The 15,286-nt window shown below is 71.7% G+C and carries 14 protein-coding genes; 7 read left to right on the top strand and 7 right to left on the bottom strand.

Annotation, left to right across the window (positions count from 1 at the left end):
• Positions 1-36: 36 nt before the first annotated feature.
• Positions 37-408: a helix-turn-helix domain-containing protein gene (locus O7627_RS04345; RefSeq protein ID WP_278092201.1), complete on the bottom strand. Its 372-nt coding sequence runs from the start codon at positions 406-408 to the stop codon at positions 37-39.
• 47 nt (positions 409-455) lie between these two features.
• Here O7627_RS04345 and O7627_RS04340 point away from each other — a divergent pair, with 47 nt between their 5' ends.
• A complete protein-coding gene (locus O7627_RS04340; protein ID WP_278092200.1) occupies positions 456-1,211 on the top strand; it encodes a hypothetical protein in 756 nt (251 codons plus the stop codon).
• 4 nt (positions 1,212-1,215) lie between these two features.
• Here the strand turns inward: O7627_RS04340 and O7627_RS04335 are convergent, their stop codons facing one another.
• Together O7627_RS04335 and guaB are read right to left on the bottom strand one after the other, a co-directional pair.
• The gene (locus O7627_RS04335) at positions 1,216-2,334 is read right to left on the bottom strand and encodes a GuaB3 family IMP dehydrogenase-related protein (RefSeq protein WP_278092199.1); all 1,119 of its coding nucleotides are present in this window, start codon (positions 2,332-2,334) and stop codon (positions 1,216-1,218) included.
• Between the two features lie 57 nt (positions 2,335-2,391).
• The gene (gene guaB / locus O7627_RS04330) at positions 2,392-3,957 is read right to left on the bottom strand and encodes an IMP dehydrogenase (RefSeq protein ID WP_278092198.1); all 1,566 of its coding nucleotides are present in this window, start codon (positions 3,955-3,957) and stop codon (positions 2,392-2,394) included.
• A 128-nt stretch (positions 3,958-4,085) separates the two neighbouring features.
• On the opposite strand from guaB, the gene O7627_RS04325 reads away from it, so the two are divergent.
• Positions 4,086-4,478: a DUF5319 domain-containing protein gene (locus O7627_RS04325; RefSeq protein ID WP_278092197.1), complete on the top strand. Its 393-nt coding sequence runs from the start codon at positions 4,086-4,088 to the stop codon at positions 4,476-4,478.
• A 50-nt stretch (positions 4,479-4,528) separates the two neighbouring features.
• Here the strand turns inward: O7627_RS04325 and O7627_RS04320 are convergent, their stop codons facing one another.
• Positions 4,529-5,587, bottom strand: coding sequence for a LuxR C-terminal-related transcriptional regulator (locus tag O7627_RS04320; protein ID WP_278092196.1), 1,059 nt, complete (start codon positions 5,585-5,587; stop codon positions 4,529-4,531).
• Between the two features lie 291 nt (positions 5,588-5,878).
• On the opposite strand from O7627_RS04320, the gene O7627_RS04315 reads away from it, so the two are divergent.
• The gene (locus tag O7627_RS04315; protein WP_278092195.1) at positions 5,879-6,274 is read left to right on the top strand and encodes a WhiB family transcriptional regulator; all 396 of its coding nucleotides are present in this window, start codon (positions 5,879-5,881) and stop codon (positions 6,272-6,274) included.
• A 22-nt stretch (positions 6,275-6,296) separates the two neighbouring features.
• Here O7627_RS04315 and O7627_RS04310 read toward each other — a convergent pair whose 3' ends face one another.
• From O7627_RS04310 to groES, 3 genes are all read right to left on the bottom strand, one after another.
• Positions 6,297-7,859, bottom strand: a complete 1,563-nt coding sequence (locus O7627_RS04310; protein WP_278098153.1) for a molybdopterin-dependent oxidoreductase — start codon at positions 7,857-7,859, stop codon at positions 6,297-6,299.
• Between the two features lie 255 nt (positions 7,860-8,114).
• Entirely contained in the window at positions 8,115-9,755 is a 1,641-nt protein-coding gene (gene groL / locus O7627_RS04305) for a chaperonin GroEL (protein WP_278092194.1), read from the bottom strand.
• A gap of 81 nt (positions 9,756-9,836) precedes the next feature.
• Complete coding sequence (groES, locus tag O7627_RS04300; protein WP_278092193.1) at positions 9,837-10,151, bottom strand: co-chaperone GroES; 315 nt, start codon at positions 10,149-10,151, stop codon at positions 9,837-9,839.
• A 288-nt stretch (positions 10,152-10,439) separates the two neighbouring features.
• On the opposite strand from groES, the gene O7627_RS04295 reads away from it, so the two are divergent.
• The 4 genes from O7627_RS04295 (at position 10,440) to O7627_RS04280 (ending at position 15,280) form a co-directional block, all read left to right on the top strand.
• Positions 10,440-11,729 carry a methyltransferase domain-containing protein gene (locus O7627_RS04295; RefSeq protein WP_278092192.1) on the top strand — a complete coding sequence of 430 codons (1,290 nt, stop codon included), beginning with the start codon at positions 10,440-10,442 and terminating at the stop codon, positions 11,727-11,729.
• A gap of 260 nt (positions 11,730-11,989) precedes the next feature.
• The gene (locus O7627_RS04290) at positions 11,990-13,081 is read left to right on the top strand and encodes a substrate-binding domain-containing protein (RefSeq protein WP_278092191.1); all 1,092 of its coding nucleotides are present in this window, start codon (positions 11,990-11,992) and stop codon (positions 13,079-13,081) included.
• A 139-nt stretch (positions 13,082-13,220) separates the two neighbouring features.
• The gene (locus O7627_RS04285) at positions 13,221-14,024 is read left to right on the top strand and encodes an ATP-binding cassette domain-containing protein (RefSeq protein ID WP_278092190.1); all 804 of its coding nucleotides are present in this window, start codon (positions 13,221-13,223) and stop codon (positions 14,022-14,024) included.
• A 101-nt stretch (positions 14,025-14,125) separates the two neighbouring features.
• Positions 14,126-15,280, top strand: coding sequence for an ABC transporter permease (locus O7627_RS04280; protein WP_278098152.1), 1,155 nt, complete (start codon positions 14,126-14,128; stop codon positions 15,278-15,280).
• The last annotated feature ends 6 nt before the right edge of the window (positions 15,281-15,286 follow it).

Here is a 15,286-nt window from a genome sequence, read left to right as displayed (position 1 = left end):
CACCCCGCCCGCCCACAGGTACGCGGATCGCCGCGATCAGGTCCTCCCCCGTACCGCGCTCCGGCGGGCTTCCTCGAGCTCCGACGCGTGCTCGACGGCCCACTCGCCGATCGCGATGATCAGCGGGAGGAGCGAACGTCCCAAACCGGTCAGGGCGTACTCGACCCGTTGTGGCGTCTCGCGGCGGCTCACCAGGCCGTCACTCTCCAGGGTCCGCAGCGTACGGGTCAGAATCCGCCGGCTCAGCCCGCCGATGGCCCGGTCGAGTTCGTTGAACCCGTGGGGCCGCTCACTCAACAGCGCCAGGACCAGCACGCTCCACTTCTCACCGACCCGACGCAGCACCTCGGTCGCCACACAGGCGGCGCGATCGGCCGGGGTGACCGGCAGCGGTATCACCGGTGACATCAATGTGCCTTCTTTCGGCCGGCTCGATCGGTACGCAGGATCAGCGTATGCGCACAGTCGTGATAACCGGCGGCACGCGGGGCATCGGTGGCGCCCTCGCCGATCGGCTCCGGGCCGGCGGTGACCGGGTGATCGCCATCGGCAGCGCCCACGCCGACCTCACCTCCGTCCGGCAGACCGCCGAGCTCGCCGCCCGGCTGCCCGACCGGATCGACGTGCTGGTGCTCGCGGCCGGCCGCTTCGACCAGCGGCGTGTCGTGACCGCCGAGGGCTTCGAGCAGACCTTCGCCATCGGCGTGCTGAGCCGCTACCTGCTCGCGGAGCGGCTCCGCCCGGCGCTGGAGCGGGCCGACGCACCGGTCCTGCTCAACCTCTGCGGCACCGGCGGCATCCGGGCCGGCCGGATCCACTGGGACGACCTGCAGCTCACCCGCGGCTACAGCCTGTTCACCGCCACCATGCAGGGCGCCCGCGCCAACGACCTGATCGGGGTGAGCTTCGCCGCCCGCGACCCGGACAGCCGCATCCGGTACGTCCTCTACAACCCGCTCCTGGTCAACAGTGGGATGCACCGCTACTTCCGACAGCCCACCCGGGCGGTGGTCGGCGCGACGGCGGCGGTGTTCGGATCCACGGTCGGCGCGACCGCGACCCGGCTGGCCACGCTGCTGGCCGACCCACCGTCCGCCCCGCTGACCGCGCTCCGGCGTGGCACTCCGGTCGCGCTGTCCCGCCCGGAGTTCGACCGCTCGACCGCCGACCGCCTCGACTCGGTGCTCGCCGAACTGGTCGCCACCAGCTAGCCGGTCAGCGGTCGAGGACCAGGCCGACCTTCTGGAACTCCTTCAGGTCGCGGTAGCCGCACTTGGCCATCGCCCGGCGCAGCCCACCGAAGAGGTTGAGCTGGCCGTCCGGCTCGTCGGCCGGGCCGTGCAGCAGCTTCTCCATCGAGCCCAGCGGCTCGCCGGCCACCCCGAACGCCCCGCGGGGCAGTTTCGGGTGGCTGGCGGCCGGGTGCCACCACGCGCCGGAGGCCGGTGCCTCCTCGCAGAGCGACAGCGGCTCGCCGAGCATCACCGCGTCCGCGCCGCAGCCGAGCGCCTTCGCGATGTCGCCGGAGGTCTGCAGGTCGCCGTCGGCGATCAGGTGCACGTACCGGCCGCCGGTCTCGTCCAGGTAGTCCCGGCGGGCCGCCGCCGCGTCGGCGATCGCGGTCGCCATCGGCACCCGGATGCCGAGCACCGACTCGGTGGTCGACCACTCGTCACCGCCGAGCCCGACGATCACGCCGGCCGCCCCGGTCCGCATCAGGTGCAGCGCGGTCTTGTAGTCGGTGCAGCCGCCGGCCACCACCGGTAGATCCAGGTCGGCGATGAACTCCTTGAGGTTCAGCGGCTCGTCGGTGGTCGAGACGTGCTCGGCCGAGACCAGGGTGCCCTGGATGACCAGGATGTCGACGCCCGCGTCGAGGATCACCGGAGCCAGCGTGAGGGTGTGCTGCGGGGAGACCCGCACCGCCACGGTCTGCCCGCCCTCGCGCATCTCACGGACCCGCTCGGCGATCAGCTCGGGCCGGATCGGCTCGGCGTAGACCTCCTGCAGCCGGCGGGTGGCGTGCGCCTCCTCGTCCAGGCTCGCCAGCTCCTCCAGCACCTTCGTCGGATCCTCGTACCGGGTCCAGAGACCCTCCACGTTGAGCACACCGAGACCGCCCAGCTCACCCAGCCGCCGCGCCGACGCCGGGCTCATCGTCGCGTCGGACGGGTGCCCGACGCACGGGATCTGGAACTGGTACGCGTCCAGCTGCCAGCTCGTCGAGACGTCGTCCACGTCCCGGGTGCGGCGGCTCGGCACGATCGCGATGTCGTCCAGGTGGTAGCCGCGCTGCGCGGTCTTGCCCAGCCCGATCTCGACCACGTCACGCATGGGGTGCTCCTCAACGAATAGTGGTGCCGCGGCTCGACGGAGGGGCCGGCCGGTAGGTCAGCGGGTGTGGTAGTTGGGTGCCTCGACCGTCATCTGGATGTCGTGCGGGTGGCTCTCCTTCAGCCCGGCGGCGGTGATCCGGATGAGCTGACCACGCCGGTGCAGCTCGGTGATGTTCTCCGCGCCGACGTACCCCATGGCGGCGCGCAACCCGCCGATGAGCTGGTGGGCGACCCGGGCCAGCGGCCCCCGGTACGGCACCTGCCCCTCGACGCCCTCCGGGACCAGCTTCTCCTCGCTGAGCACGTCCTCCTGGAAGTAGCGGTCCCGGGAGAACGACCGGCCCTGGCCCCGGGCCTGCATCGCACCGAGCGAACCCATCCCCCGGTACGACTTGAACTGCTTGCCGTTGATGAAGAGCAGCTCGCCGGGGCTCTCCTCGCAGCCGGCCAGCAGGCTGCCGAGCATCACCGCGTCGGCACCGGCGACCAGCGCCTTGGCGATGTCGCCGGAGTACTGGACGCCGCCGTCGGCGATCACCGGCACGCCGGCGGGACGGCAGGCCCGGGTCGCCTCCATGATCGCCGTGATCTGCGGTACGCCGACCCCCGCCACCACCCGGGTGGTGCAGATGGCGCCCGGCCCGACGCCGACCTTCACCCCGTCGGCGCCCGCCTCGACCAACGCCTTCGCGCCGGCGAAGGTGGCCACGTTACCGCCCACGACGGCGACCTGGGTCTCCCGCTTGAGCCGGCGGACCATCTCCAGCACGTTGCGGCTGTGCGCGTGGGCGCTGTCCACCATGAGCACGTCCACGCCGGCCTCGATCAGCGCCCGGGCCCGCTTGTAGCCGTCCTCGCCGACCCCGACAGCCGCGCCGACCCGGAGCCGGCCGGCCTCGTCCTTGGTGGCGTCCGGGTACTGCTCGCTCTTGGTGAAGTCCTTGACGGTGATCAGGCCGCGCAGCTTGCCGGCCTGGTCGACGAGCGGCAGCTTCTCCACCTTGTGCCGGCGCAGCAGGTCCAACGCCTCGGCCTTGGTCGCCCCGACCGGGGCGGTGATCAGCGGCATCCGCGTCATGATCTCGTGGACCGGGGTGGAGCTGTCCGCGACGAAGCGCATGTCCCGGTTGGTCACGATGCCGACCAGCGCACCGGCGGCGTCGACCACCGGTACGCCGGAGATCCGGTACCGGCCGCAGAGCGCGTCCACGGTCCGCATGGTGTCGTCGGGGCTGCAGGTCACCGGGTTGGTGATCATCCCCGACTCGGAGCGCTTGACCAGGTCGACCTGGACGGCCTGGTCCTCGACCGAGAGGTTGCGGTGCAGCACCCCGATGCCGCCCTGCCGGGCCATCGCGATCGCCATCCGGGCCTCGGTGACCGTGTCCATCGCGCTGGACAGCAGCGGCATCGCCAGGGTGATCTCGCGGGTGAGCCGGGTCAGGGTGTTGACCCGGCTGGGCACCACGTCCGACTCGGCCGGTTGCAGCAGGACGTCGTCGAAGGTGAGGCCGAGCGGTACCACCCGGGCCGAGCCGGCGGGCAGCTCGGGCAGGTGGCCGGTGAGCTGGCCGGCTTCGACGTCGCCCATCGGAAGGTCGGTGCCGGGTGCGTACTCCACGATTGGTTCCCCTGGGCTGTCGGCGGGCGGAGGGTGAAGGTTCATCGTACCTATCCGATGGTCCGGTCCCCGATCGGGCGCGCGCCACGGGCAGGCGCGCCGGACCGGACTACCACTACGGTGGAGGGGTGCACGAGGAGCCGATCGACCCGTTCAACGGCGATCCCACCGACCCCGCCGCGGGGCTGGACGATCCGGTCGAGGACGTCCAGCTCGACCCGCTGAGCGAGGTCGAGCGGCAGGACGTGCTGGAGGACCTGGCCGATCTGGAGATCTACCAGGCGCTGCTCAGCCCGATCGGGATCCGCGGCCTGGTGATCGAGTGCGAGGACTGCCGGGAGCCGCACTACTTCGACTGGGATCTGCTCCGCGGCAACCTGCGCCATCTGCTGCAGTCCGGCCGGCCGCGGGTGCACGAACCGGCCTTCAACCCGGACCCCGACCACTACGTGACCTGGGAGTACGCCCGGGGCTACGCCGACGGGGTGCACGACACCCTCGCCGAGGGCACCGACGACTGATCCGCCCGAGTCCCGGCGCTCCTGGCGGACCGTCGGGCGGCTGACCGGACTCAGGCGACCAGTCCGGCTCGGAAGCCGGCGGCCACCGCGTGCGCCCGGTCCCGCGCCCCGAGCTTGCGGAACAGCCGGCGGGCGTGCGTCTTGACGGTGTCCTCGGAGACGAACAGCTCGCGACCGATCTCGGCGTTGCTCTTGCCCTCGGCCATCCCGACAAGCACCTGCATCTCCCGCTCGGTGAGGGTGACCCGGCGGGTCGGGCCGGCGCCGGCCGGCGCCGGCAGCGCATACCCGCCGGGCTTTGCCGGCACGCCCCGACGGGGTCCGCCGAACCGGGCGTCGGCGGCCACGTTGGCGCGCGGGTCCAGCGAGGTCGGGTAGCCGGCGGCGGACCCGGGCGGCGAGAGCGGCGGTCTGGTCGACCGCGGTTCGGGGCCCCGGTTCACCGGCGCCGGTTCGTTCGCCGGCCTACCCCGGGTCTCGGCGGCCGGCTCACCGGCCGGGGCGTCGTCCCCACGCTGGACGGGCACGACGCTCGGCGGGTCACCGCCGTCGGCCCCGGCCGGGCCGATCCGGCCGGCTCCGGCGCCGGGGGTGGCCCCGACCGGCCCACCGGCAGGTCCGGGCGATCCGGGCGTCCCGGGTGATCCGGCCCCCAGCGGGGTCCGCCCGGTCGCCGGGCTGGTCCGGCCAGCCGGGGGCGGCTGCCTGGTCGCGCCCGGCGACGGGCCGGTCGACGGCCGGCGCGGCACGGACAACAGCATGATCGCCTTGGCGATCGCCCCGACCAGGTCGCGTTCGCCGCTCTGGACGAGGCCACGCGCCCCGGCCGCGACCGCCGCGTTGGCCACCCCGGGGTCCTCGGTGCCGATCAGCAGCACCGCCGCGCCCGGCGAACGGGCCAGCACCCGGCGGGTGAAGCCGACGGTGTCGGGCCGGGTCACCCCGGTGTCGGCGAGCACCACATCCGCCGCCCGCTCGCCGAGCCGGGCCATCGCCTCCGGCTCGGAGACCGCGGTCCGGACGGCGCCGGACAACCCGAGACGAGCGGCGACGGCCGCGACACTCTGCGCGGCGATCGGGGTCCGCACACAGACCAGAACGGTACGCACGCTGATCTCCTCTCTTGAATGAGGAGACCACGGCAGGGACCGGTCACGAGGGCTTTCCCGCCGATGAGCGGCGGTGATTTTAGCCGTTGCGAGGCGTCCTGCCCGACATGGCGGCAGCGCCGACGGGTCCAAAAACGGACGGATGGTGACGAGAGACGCGGACACGTGTGAGTTCGCCGCGCACGGGGTATCGGTGTCGACAGGTCGGAACGGCGCGACTTGAGCGGCCCGCCGCCCCGGACCCGACCGGATTGACGTGTTTTCGCGGTGCCGCGCGGAGGGAGGGTGCTGATGTCGAACGTACGCAGGCTTCCGGGACCCATTGTCGATCTGTGGGACTGGCAGCGACTCGGCGCCTGCCGCGGTCGGGACAGCGCCCAGTTCTTCCACCCGGACGGCGAGCGCGGCTCGTCGCGCAACCGGCGGGAAACCCAGGCCAAGGCGGTCTGCGGAACCTGCCCGGTGCGGGCCGAGTGCGCGGCACACGCCCTCAGCGTGCGGGAGCCGTACGGCGTCTGGGGTGGGTTCAGCGAGTCGGAGCGGCTGCGGCTGCTCGCGGTCGGCTGGGAGGACCTCGCCGACCGGCAGCGCAGCCGGGTGGACCTCACCCGGCTGGAGGCCCGGCTGGGCCGCCCGCACAAGTCGACCGTGCCCGCCCAGCGCCCGGTCCCGGCCGGTCAACGCTGATCAGTTGGGGCACCGGGCGCCGTCACCGAACAGTGACGTTCACCGAGTGCCACCCCGTCGCGCCGTCCGGTTCCACCGGGCGGCGCTGCTCGGTCTGCACCTCGCCGGTGGCGTCGGTCGCGCGCACCTGCAGGGTGTGCTCGCCGGGGGTGGCCTCCCAGCGCCAGGACCACTGCACCCAGGTGTCGATCGAGACGGTTTCGGCCAGGGTCGCCTCCTGCCAGGGACCCTCGTCGACCCGTACCTCGACCCGCTGGATGCCGCGGTGCTGGGCCCAGGCCACGCCGGCCACCGGGACCGGTCCGGCGGTCAGATTGTTGCGCCCCCGGGGGGTGTCGATCCGGGACTGCGTCTTGATCGGCCCCTCGGCCGACCAACCCCGAGGCACCCAGTACGCGTCGAAGTCGGCGAAGCTGGTCAACTCCAGTTCGACGACCCACTTGCACGCGGAAACATAGCCGTACAGGCCCGGCACCACGACCCGGACCGGGAACCCGTGCTGGACCGGCAGCGGCTCGCCGTTCATCCCGACGGCCAGCAGCGCGTCCCGCCCGTCGCGTAGGACGGCGGTGGGGGTGCCGCAGGTCCAGCCGTCGGCGGAGCGGCCGACCACCTGGTCGGCACCGTCCAGCGGCTGCGCCTCGTCGAGCAGGTCGGCGATCCGTACGCCGAGCCAGCGGGCGTTGCCGATCAGGTCGCCACCCACCTCGTTGGAGACGCAGGCGAGGGTGATGTGCCGCTCGACCATCGGCCGGGCGAGCAGGTCGGCGAAGCTCAGGGTGATCGGGTTGCGGACCCGGCCGTGGATCCGCAGCCGCCAGGTCTCCGGATCGACCTGCGGCACGACCAGGGCGGTGTCGATCCGGTAGAAGGCGAAGTTCGGCGTGACGTAGGGGGCGAGCTGCGGCAGCGACAGGTCGGCCCCGGCCGGCACCGCCGTGGCCGCGCTGGCCGGGGTCGGCAGCACCACCGCGGACCGGGCCGCCGAAACCCCACGCCGGGTGGACAACCACCGACCACCGAGCCCGGCCACCGCCGCCCCGCCGAGCGCCACCCCCACCCCGGTAAGGAACCGCCGCCGCCCCTCCGCCGCACCGCCGCCGACCTGGTTGGCGGGCACCGCGTCGGTGTCGATCTGCAACGGGCCGCGCAGCAGTAGCCAGAGCAGCCAGCCGGCGAACCCGGCGCCGAGCAGCGACGGCAATGCGGCGGCCGGCCCGGCGCCGGGGCGGGTCAGCGCGGCCAGCACCCCGATCGCACCGAAGACGGCGATGCCGGCGAACCCGGTGGCCAACGACCGGACCGCGACTATGCCGATCAGCGCGGCGAACGCGGCGAGCAGGACGGCCGTGCCGATCAGAAGGGCGATCTTGTCGTAGCGGCCGAAAACATCGATGGCGAACTGCTTGAGCGGGGCAGGCACCACGTCCACGACCACTCCGCCGACCGCCACCAGCGGGGCCGACCGGGAGCCGGTGAGCACCGCCACCAGCTCGGCCAAGCCGAGCGCGACCGCCGCGGCGGCCACCCCGGCAAGGCCGGCAACACCGCGGGTCGGGCCGGTCGGGCCGGCGGCCCGGAGCAGGTCTGGACTAGTCGTCACGCCCACCAGTGTGGCCAGCCGGTCTGCTGACCGCCACAACCAGCCGATCCGGAAAGAACCACGTAAGAATCGGCCGCCCCCAGCCCCGACCCCCAAGATCCTGGCGCACCCAGCCGTCACAAGCGCCCGAATCCAACGACACAGTGCGCCAGATCAAGGAACGAGCGGGTCGGAAACGGAAACGATCCGCGTGACCGGGTGGTGCCCGGTCACGCGGATCGATTCGATGGGGTCGGGCTAGAAGCCCGGTCCGTGCTGGTGGCCGTGGCCGTGACCGTGGCCGCCGGCGGGGGCGGGTTCCGCCTTCTCCGGCTTCTCCACGATCAGGCTCTCGGTGGTCAGCAGCAGGCCGGCGATCGAGGCCGCGTTGGTGACCGCGTTGCGGGTCACCTTCACCGGGTCGACGATGCCGAACTTTGCCAGGTCGCCGTACTCGTCGGTGGCGGCGTTCAGGCCGACACCCCAGTCGCTGCCGGCGACCTTCTGCACGACGACGTAGCCGTCGTGACCGGCGTTCTGGGCGATCCAGCGCAGCGGCTCCAGGAGCGCCTTGCGGACGATCGACACGCCGGTCTTCTCGTCGCCGGTCATCCCCAGGTCACCGTCGAGCACCGAGGTGACCTGGACGAGCGCGGCACCACCGCCGGGCACCATGCCCTCCTCGACGGCGGCCTTGGTGGCGGCGATCGCGTCTTCGATGCGGTGCTTGCGCTCCTTCATCTCGACCTCGGTCGCCGCGCCGGCCTTGATGACCGCGATGCCGCCGGAGAGCTTCGCCAGCCGCTCGGCCAGCTTCTCCCGGTCCCAGTCGGAGTCCGACGCCTCGATCTCCTTGCGGATCTGGGCGACCCGGTCGGCGACCTCGGTGTCGTTGCCCTTGCCGTCGACGACCGTGGTGGTGTCCTTGTCGACGACAACCCGGCGGGCGCTGCCCAGCATCTCCAGGCCGGTCTGGTCAAGCTTGTAGCCCAGCTCGGGCGCGATCAGCTCGGCGCCGGTGAGGGTCGCCATGTCCTGCAGCATCGCCTTGCGGCGGTCGCCGAACCCGGGGGCCTTCACCGCGCAGACCTTGACGGTCTTGCGGATCGAGTTGACCACGAGCGTGGAGAGCGCCTGGCCCTCGACGTCCTCGGCGATGATCAGCAGCGGCTTGCTGGTCTGCAGCACCTTCTCCAGCAGCGGCAGCAGCTCCTCGATGGAGGAGATCTTCTGCGTGGTGATGAGGATGTACGGCTCGTCCAGCACCACCTCCTGCGACTCCGCGTCGGTGACGAAGTGCGGAGAGATGAAGCCCTTGTCGAACTGCAGGCCCTCGGTGACCTCCAGCTCGGTGGCGAGGGTGGAGCCCTCCTCGACGGTGATGACACCGTCGCGGCCGACCTTCTCCATCGCCTCGGCGATCAGGTCGCCGATCGTGCCGTCCTGCGCCGAGATGGTCGCCACCTGGGCGATGGACGCCCGGCTGTCCACCTCGACCGCCTTGTCGAGCAGGCTCGCGGAGACCTTCTCGGCGGCCGCGTCGATGCCCCGCTTGAGGGCGGTCGGGTTGGCGCCGGCCGCCACGTTGCGCAGGCCCTCGCGGACCATCGCCTGGGCGAGCACGGTGGCGGTGGTGGTCCCGTCGCCGGCGACGTCGTTGGTCTTGGTCGCCACCTCCTTGACCAGCTGCGCGCCGAGGTTCTCGTAGGGGTTGGTGAGTTCGATCTCCTTGGCGATGGTCACGCCATCGTTGGTGATCGTCGGAGCGCCGAACTTCTTGTCCAGAACGACGTTGCGCCCGCGCGGGCCGAGGGTGACCTTGACCGTGTCGGCGAGCGCGTTGACACCGTGTTCGAGCAGATGCCGGGCGTCATCCGAGAAGCTCAGAATCTTCGCCATGTCTTACCTTGGTCCCTTCAACGGAGCACTGCCCCGGCCCGGCACGGGCCGGTCCGGGGCAGCGTCACTGAATCAGTCAGATCACTTCTCGATGACCGCGAGGACGTCGCGGGCGGAGAGCACCAGGTACTCCTCGCCGGCGTACTTGACCTCGGTGCCGCCGTACTTCGAGTAGATGACGGTGTCACCGACGCTCACGTCGACCGGAACCCGGTTGCCGTTGTCGTCGATGCGGCCAGGGCCGACAGCGAGGACGGTGCCCTCCTGCGGCTTCTCCTTGGCGGTGTCGGGGATCACGATGCCCGACGCCGTGGTGGTCTCAGCCTCGTTCGCCTGGACCAGGATCCGGTCCTCGAGCGGCTTGATCGCAACCTTGGTCGCGGTAGTCACGGGCATACCCTCCTGGGGTACTTGGTTTCACGCGCTGGCCGGCGCACCGACCAGCGACAATCTGCCTCATGTCCACCGGGCGGGGCCGTCGTCGCGGGTGCCGGTCCGCCTGGCGTTCAGCCACCGGGCCGGGGCCCGGAAGCTGGCACCCTCGGGTTGAGAGTGCTAACCGCAGGTTATGCCGTAGCTAGCACTCCGTCAAGGAGAGTGCCAATCAGACACACCATCGAGTCTCCTCGGCGGGACCCGCCGGCGACGGGATCGACCCGGTGCGGGGCCGGCACAATGGGGCCGGTGGATCTCGACCGGCTGGCTGCCCTGCGTACCCCCGAGGGGTCGGCCGCACTCGCCGCGGCGGGCGGGCTTGCCGGCGGCGACCCGCTGGCGGCGGCGGCCGCGCTGCGCTCCGCCGGGGTGCCCGGGGACCTCGCGGCGGCGGCGCTGACCCAGGCCGAGCTGCGCCGCCGGGCCCAGTCGAAGTTCGGTACGGCGGCCGACGGGATGTTCTTCACCAGGGCCGGGTTGGAGCAGGCGACCCGGGCCGTGGTCGCGGACCGTCGGGCCGCCCGGTTGCGCGCCGCCGGGGTGCGCACCCTCGCCGACCTGGGTTGCGGTCTCGGCGCGGACGCGCTCGCCGCCGCCCGTGCCGGCATCACCGTGTACGCCGTGGAGGCCGATCCGTTGACCGCCGAGCTGGCCGCCGCGAACGCCGAGGCGGCCGGGCTGGCCGGGTTGGTGACGGTGGAGTGCGCCGACGCGACGGTGGTGGACCTGGACCGGCTGGGCGGCACCGGGGTGGACGCGGTGTTCTGCGATCCGGCCCGGCGGCGGGCCGGCACCGGCCGGCGGGTGTTCGACCCGGCCGCCTACTCGCCGCCGTGGGACTTCGTGTCGGCGCTGGCCGAGCGGGTGCCGCGCACGGTGTTGAAGGTGGCCCCGGGCATCGACCACGCGCTGTTGCCCCGGGGCGCCGAGGCGGAGTGGGTGAGCGTCGGCGGAGACCTGGTCGAGGCGACGATCTGGTGCGGCCCGCTCGCCGAGGTCCCCCGCCGGGCGACTGTCCTGCCGGCCGGCGCAGCCGGCCCGGCCGGAGCGCTCCGCGCGGTCGGTTCGGCCAGCGCGGCCGGCCCAGCCAGCACAGCTAGGACGGTTGGCTCGGCTGGCGCGGAGTTGGTCGGGAGTGGGGCGGTCGAGGCGGGCGTCGGGGCGGTTCGGCGGTATCTCTACGACCCGGACGGGGCGGTGGTGCGGGCGCACCTGGTGGCCGAGTTCGCCGGCCTGGTCGGCGGGAACCTGGCCGATCCGGAGATCGCCTATGTCTACGCCGACGCCGCCGTGGCAACGCCGTTCGGGCGGTGCCTGGAGGTGGTGGAGACGCTGCCGTTCTCGTTGAAGCGGCTGCGTGCCCTGCTGCGCGAGCGCGGCGTGGGGCGGGTGGAGATCCTCAAGCGCGGGTCGGCGGTTGACCCGGAGCGACTGCGTCGTGACCTGCGGTTGACCGGCGATGCCCCGGCCAGCCTGGTGCTGACCCGGGTCGGCGGGGCGCCGACGGTGCTGGTCTGCCGGCCGGCGCCGGCCGCCTGACCCGACCGGCAAACCCGTCATTCCGGCGGCATGACGCCGCGATGTCCGCCACGTTGCCGAATTGTTATTGCCCACAACAAACTCATGTCCCCGGGTGCCTTGTGCCCGGCCGGCCCGCGAAATACGTTGCCGGACACAACAAACATACGAAGGACCGGTCCCAACCTCTTGCCGTGGCGGCCTGACCTCCACGGACCGCTCCATCCGGATCGATCAAGGTCCGTGCCCCGAACCCCTCACCCACCGAAAGGACCCGTGCAATGCGCAGAGGGATCCTCACCATCGCCGCCATCGGCCTCGTGGCCACCGGCGGCCTCGCCGCCTGCGGCGAGGACTCCGACGAGCCCGGCGGTTCGGCCGCCACCCCGAAGATCGGCGTGATCCTGCCGGACAGCGCCTCGTCCGACCGCTGGGAGACCGCGGACCGCAAGTACCTCCAGGCCGCGTTCGACGCCGCCGGCGTCGAGTCGATCATCCAGAACGCGCAGGGCGACAAGGCCCAGTTCCAGACCATCGCCGACCAGATGATCACCTCCGGCGTGACCGCCCTGATGATCGTCAACCTGGACTCCGGCACCGGCAAGGCCGTGCTGGACAAGGCCAAGTCGCAGGGCGTCGCCACCATCGACTACGACCGGCTGACCCTCGGCGGCTCCGCCGAGTACTACGTCAGCTTCGACAACGAGGCCGTCGGCAAACTGCAGGGCGAGGGCCTGGTCAAGTGCCTCTCGGATGCCAACGCGCAGAAGCCGGTGATCGCCACCCTGAACGGCTCCGAGACCGACAACAACGCCACCCTGTTCAAGAACGGGTACGAGAGCGTACTGAAGCCCAAGTACGACGCCAACGAGTACGTCAAGGGTCCGGACCAGTGGGTTCCGGAGTGGGACAACACCCAGGCCGGCACGATCTTCGAGCAGATGCTGACCCAGACCGGCGGCAAGATCGACGGCGTGCTCGCCGCCAACGACGGCCTCGGCAACGCGGCGATCTCGATCCTGGCCAAGAACAACCTCAACGGCAAGGTGCCGGTGACCGGGCAGGACGCCACCGTCCAGGGCCTGCAGAACATCCTCAAGGGCGACCAGTGCATGACCGTCTACAAGGCGATCAAGAAGGAAGCCGACGCGGCCGCCGAGCTGGCCATCGCGCTGGCCAAGGGTGAGCGCAAGGACACCGGCACCACCGTCACCGACCCGGAGGGCAACCGCGAGGTGCCGTCGGTCCTGCTGGAGCCGGTCGCCATCTACAAGGACAACGTGAAGGACGTCGTCGACGACGGCTTCGTCACCAAGGAAGACCTGTGCGGGGGCGAGTTCGCGGCGCTCTGCACCGAGGCCGGCATCAGCTGACCCTGCTCGGGGGCTGGCCCCCGGCAGCCTGAACAGGCAAACTGCCGTCACCATCCGGGGGCGCCGACCGGCACGCAGCACCGCTGCCGGTCGGCGCCCCCGGCGACGGGGAACCCACCCGCCCCAAAAGGAGACACTCGTGTCCGCACCTCTGCTGGAGCTGCGCGGGATCGACAAGAGCTTCGGTCCCGTCCAGGTCCTCCGCGAGGTCGCCTTCTCCGCCCACCCGGGCGAGGTGACCGCGCTCGTCGGCGACAACGGCGCCGGCAAGTCCACGCTGGTCAAGTGCATCAGCGGCATCTACAGCACCGATGGCGGCGAGTTCTTCTTCGAGGGGCAGCCGGTCAGCATCCACAGCCCGCGCGATGCCGCCGCGCTCGGCATCGAGGTCGTCTACCAGGACCTGGCGCTCTGCGACAACCTCGACATCGTGCAGAACATGTTCCTCGGCCGGGAGAAGAAGAGCGGCATCATCCTCGACGAGCCGACCATGGAGCAGATGGCCGCCGAGACCCTCGCCGGCCTCTCGGTCCGCACCGTCAAGTCGGTCCGCCAGCACGTCTCCAGCCTCTCCGGCGGCCAGCGGCAGACCGTCGCCATCGCCAAGGCGGTGCTCTGGAACAGCAAGCTGGTCATCCTCGACGAGCCGACCGCCGCGCTCGGCGTCGCGCAGACCGCCCAGGTGCTGGAGCTGGTCCGCCGGCTGGCCGACAAGGGCCTGGCCGTCGTCCTCATCTCGCACAACATGAACGACGTCTTCGCCGTCTCCGACCGGATCGCCGCGCTCTACCTCGGCCAGATGGTCGCCCAGGTCAAGACAAGCGACATCACCCACGCCCAGATCGTCGAGCTGATCACCGCCGGCCGCAGCGGCGACCTCGGCGTCACCAACGGCAACGGCAGCGAGTACGCGGACACCACCACCTCGGGAGCCGACGCATGAGCACCCAGACCACCACCGTCGGCGACGAGAAGGTAGCCCTGCCGCAGCCGTCGGTCGGCGAGCACGCCCGCAACTACCTCTCCCGGGTACGCGGCGGCGACATGGGCGCCCTGCCGGCCGTACTCGGTCTGATCGTGCTCTGCACGGTCTTCTCGATCCTGCGGCCGAGCTTCCTGTCAGCCGGCAACTTCGCCAACCTGTTCACCCAGGGCGCGGCCGTCACGCTCATCGCGATGGGCCTGATCTTCGTCCTGCTGCTCGGCGAGATCGATCTCTCCGCCGGCTTCGCCAGCGGCGTCTGCGCCGCGGTGCTGGCCCATCTCCTCACCGAGCGGGGCTGGCCGTGGTACGTGGCGGTGCTCGCCGCGATCGTCACCGGCGTGGTGATCGGCCTGACCCTCGGCCTACTGGTCGCCAAGATCGGCATCCCGTCCTTCGTGGTCACCCTCGCCGCCTTCCTCGCCTTCCAGGGCGTGGTGCTGCTGCTCATCAAGGGCGGCACCATCGTCGCCGTACGGGACAGCGTGATCGTCGCGATCGCCAACCGGAACATCCCACCGTGGCTCGGCTGGCTGCTAGCCGCGCTCGGCGTCGCCGCGTACGCCGCCATCCAACTGATGCGCTACCGGCGCCGGAGCGCCCGCGGCCTGACCACCGACCCGATGGCCGTCGTGCTGGCCCGGATCGGTTTCCTCGCCCTGATCGTCGGCACCGCCGTCTACATCCTCAACCTGGAGCGCAGCCGCAACGCGCTGGTGGTGTCGCTCAAGGGCATCCCGATCGTGGTCCCGATCATCGTGATCCTGCTGGTCGTCTGGACCTTCGTGCTGCAGCGCACCGCGTACGGCCGGCACATCTACGCCGTCGGAGGTAACAAGGAGGCGGCCCGCCGGGCCGGCATCAACGTCGACCGGATCCGCATCTCGGTCTTCGTGATCTGCTCCTCGATGGCGGCCGTCGGCGGAATCGTGGCCGCCAGCCGGTTCAGCTCGGTCGACGCCAACACCGGCGGCAGCAACGTGCTGCTCTACGCGGTCGGCGCCGCGGTCATCGGCGGTACCAGCCTCTTCGGCGGCAAGGGCCGGGTGCTCGACGCGGTGCTCGGCGGCGCCGTGGTCGCCGTGATCGACAACGGCATGGGCCTGCTGAACGCCAGCTCGGGCGTCAGGTTCGTGCTGACCGGCGCGGTGCTGCTGCTCGCCGCGAGCGTCGACGCGCTGTCCCGGCGTCGCGCGACCGCCACCGGTAGTCGCTGAGCCGCA

This window comes from Solwaraspora sp. WMMD1047, assembly GCF_029626155.1.
GTDB lineage: Bacteria > Actinomycetota > Actinomycetes > Mycobacteriales > Micromonosporaceae > WMMD1047.
Note: the sequence above shows the minus strand (reverse complement) of the source record. Positions and strands in the feature narration are given on the sequence as shown.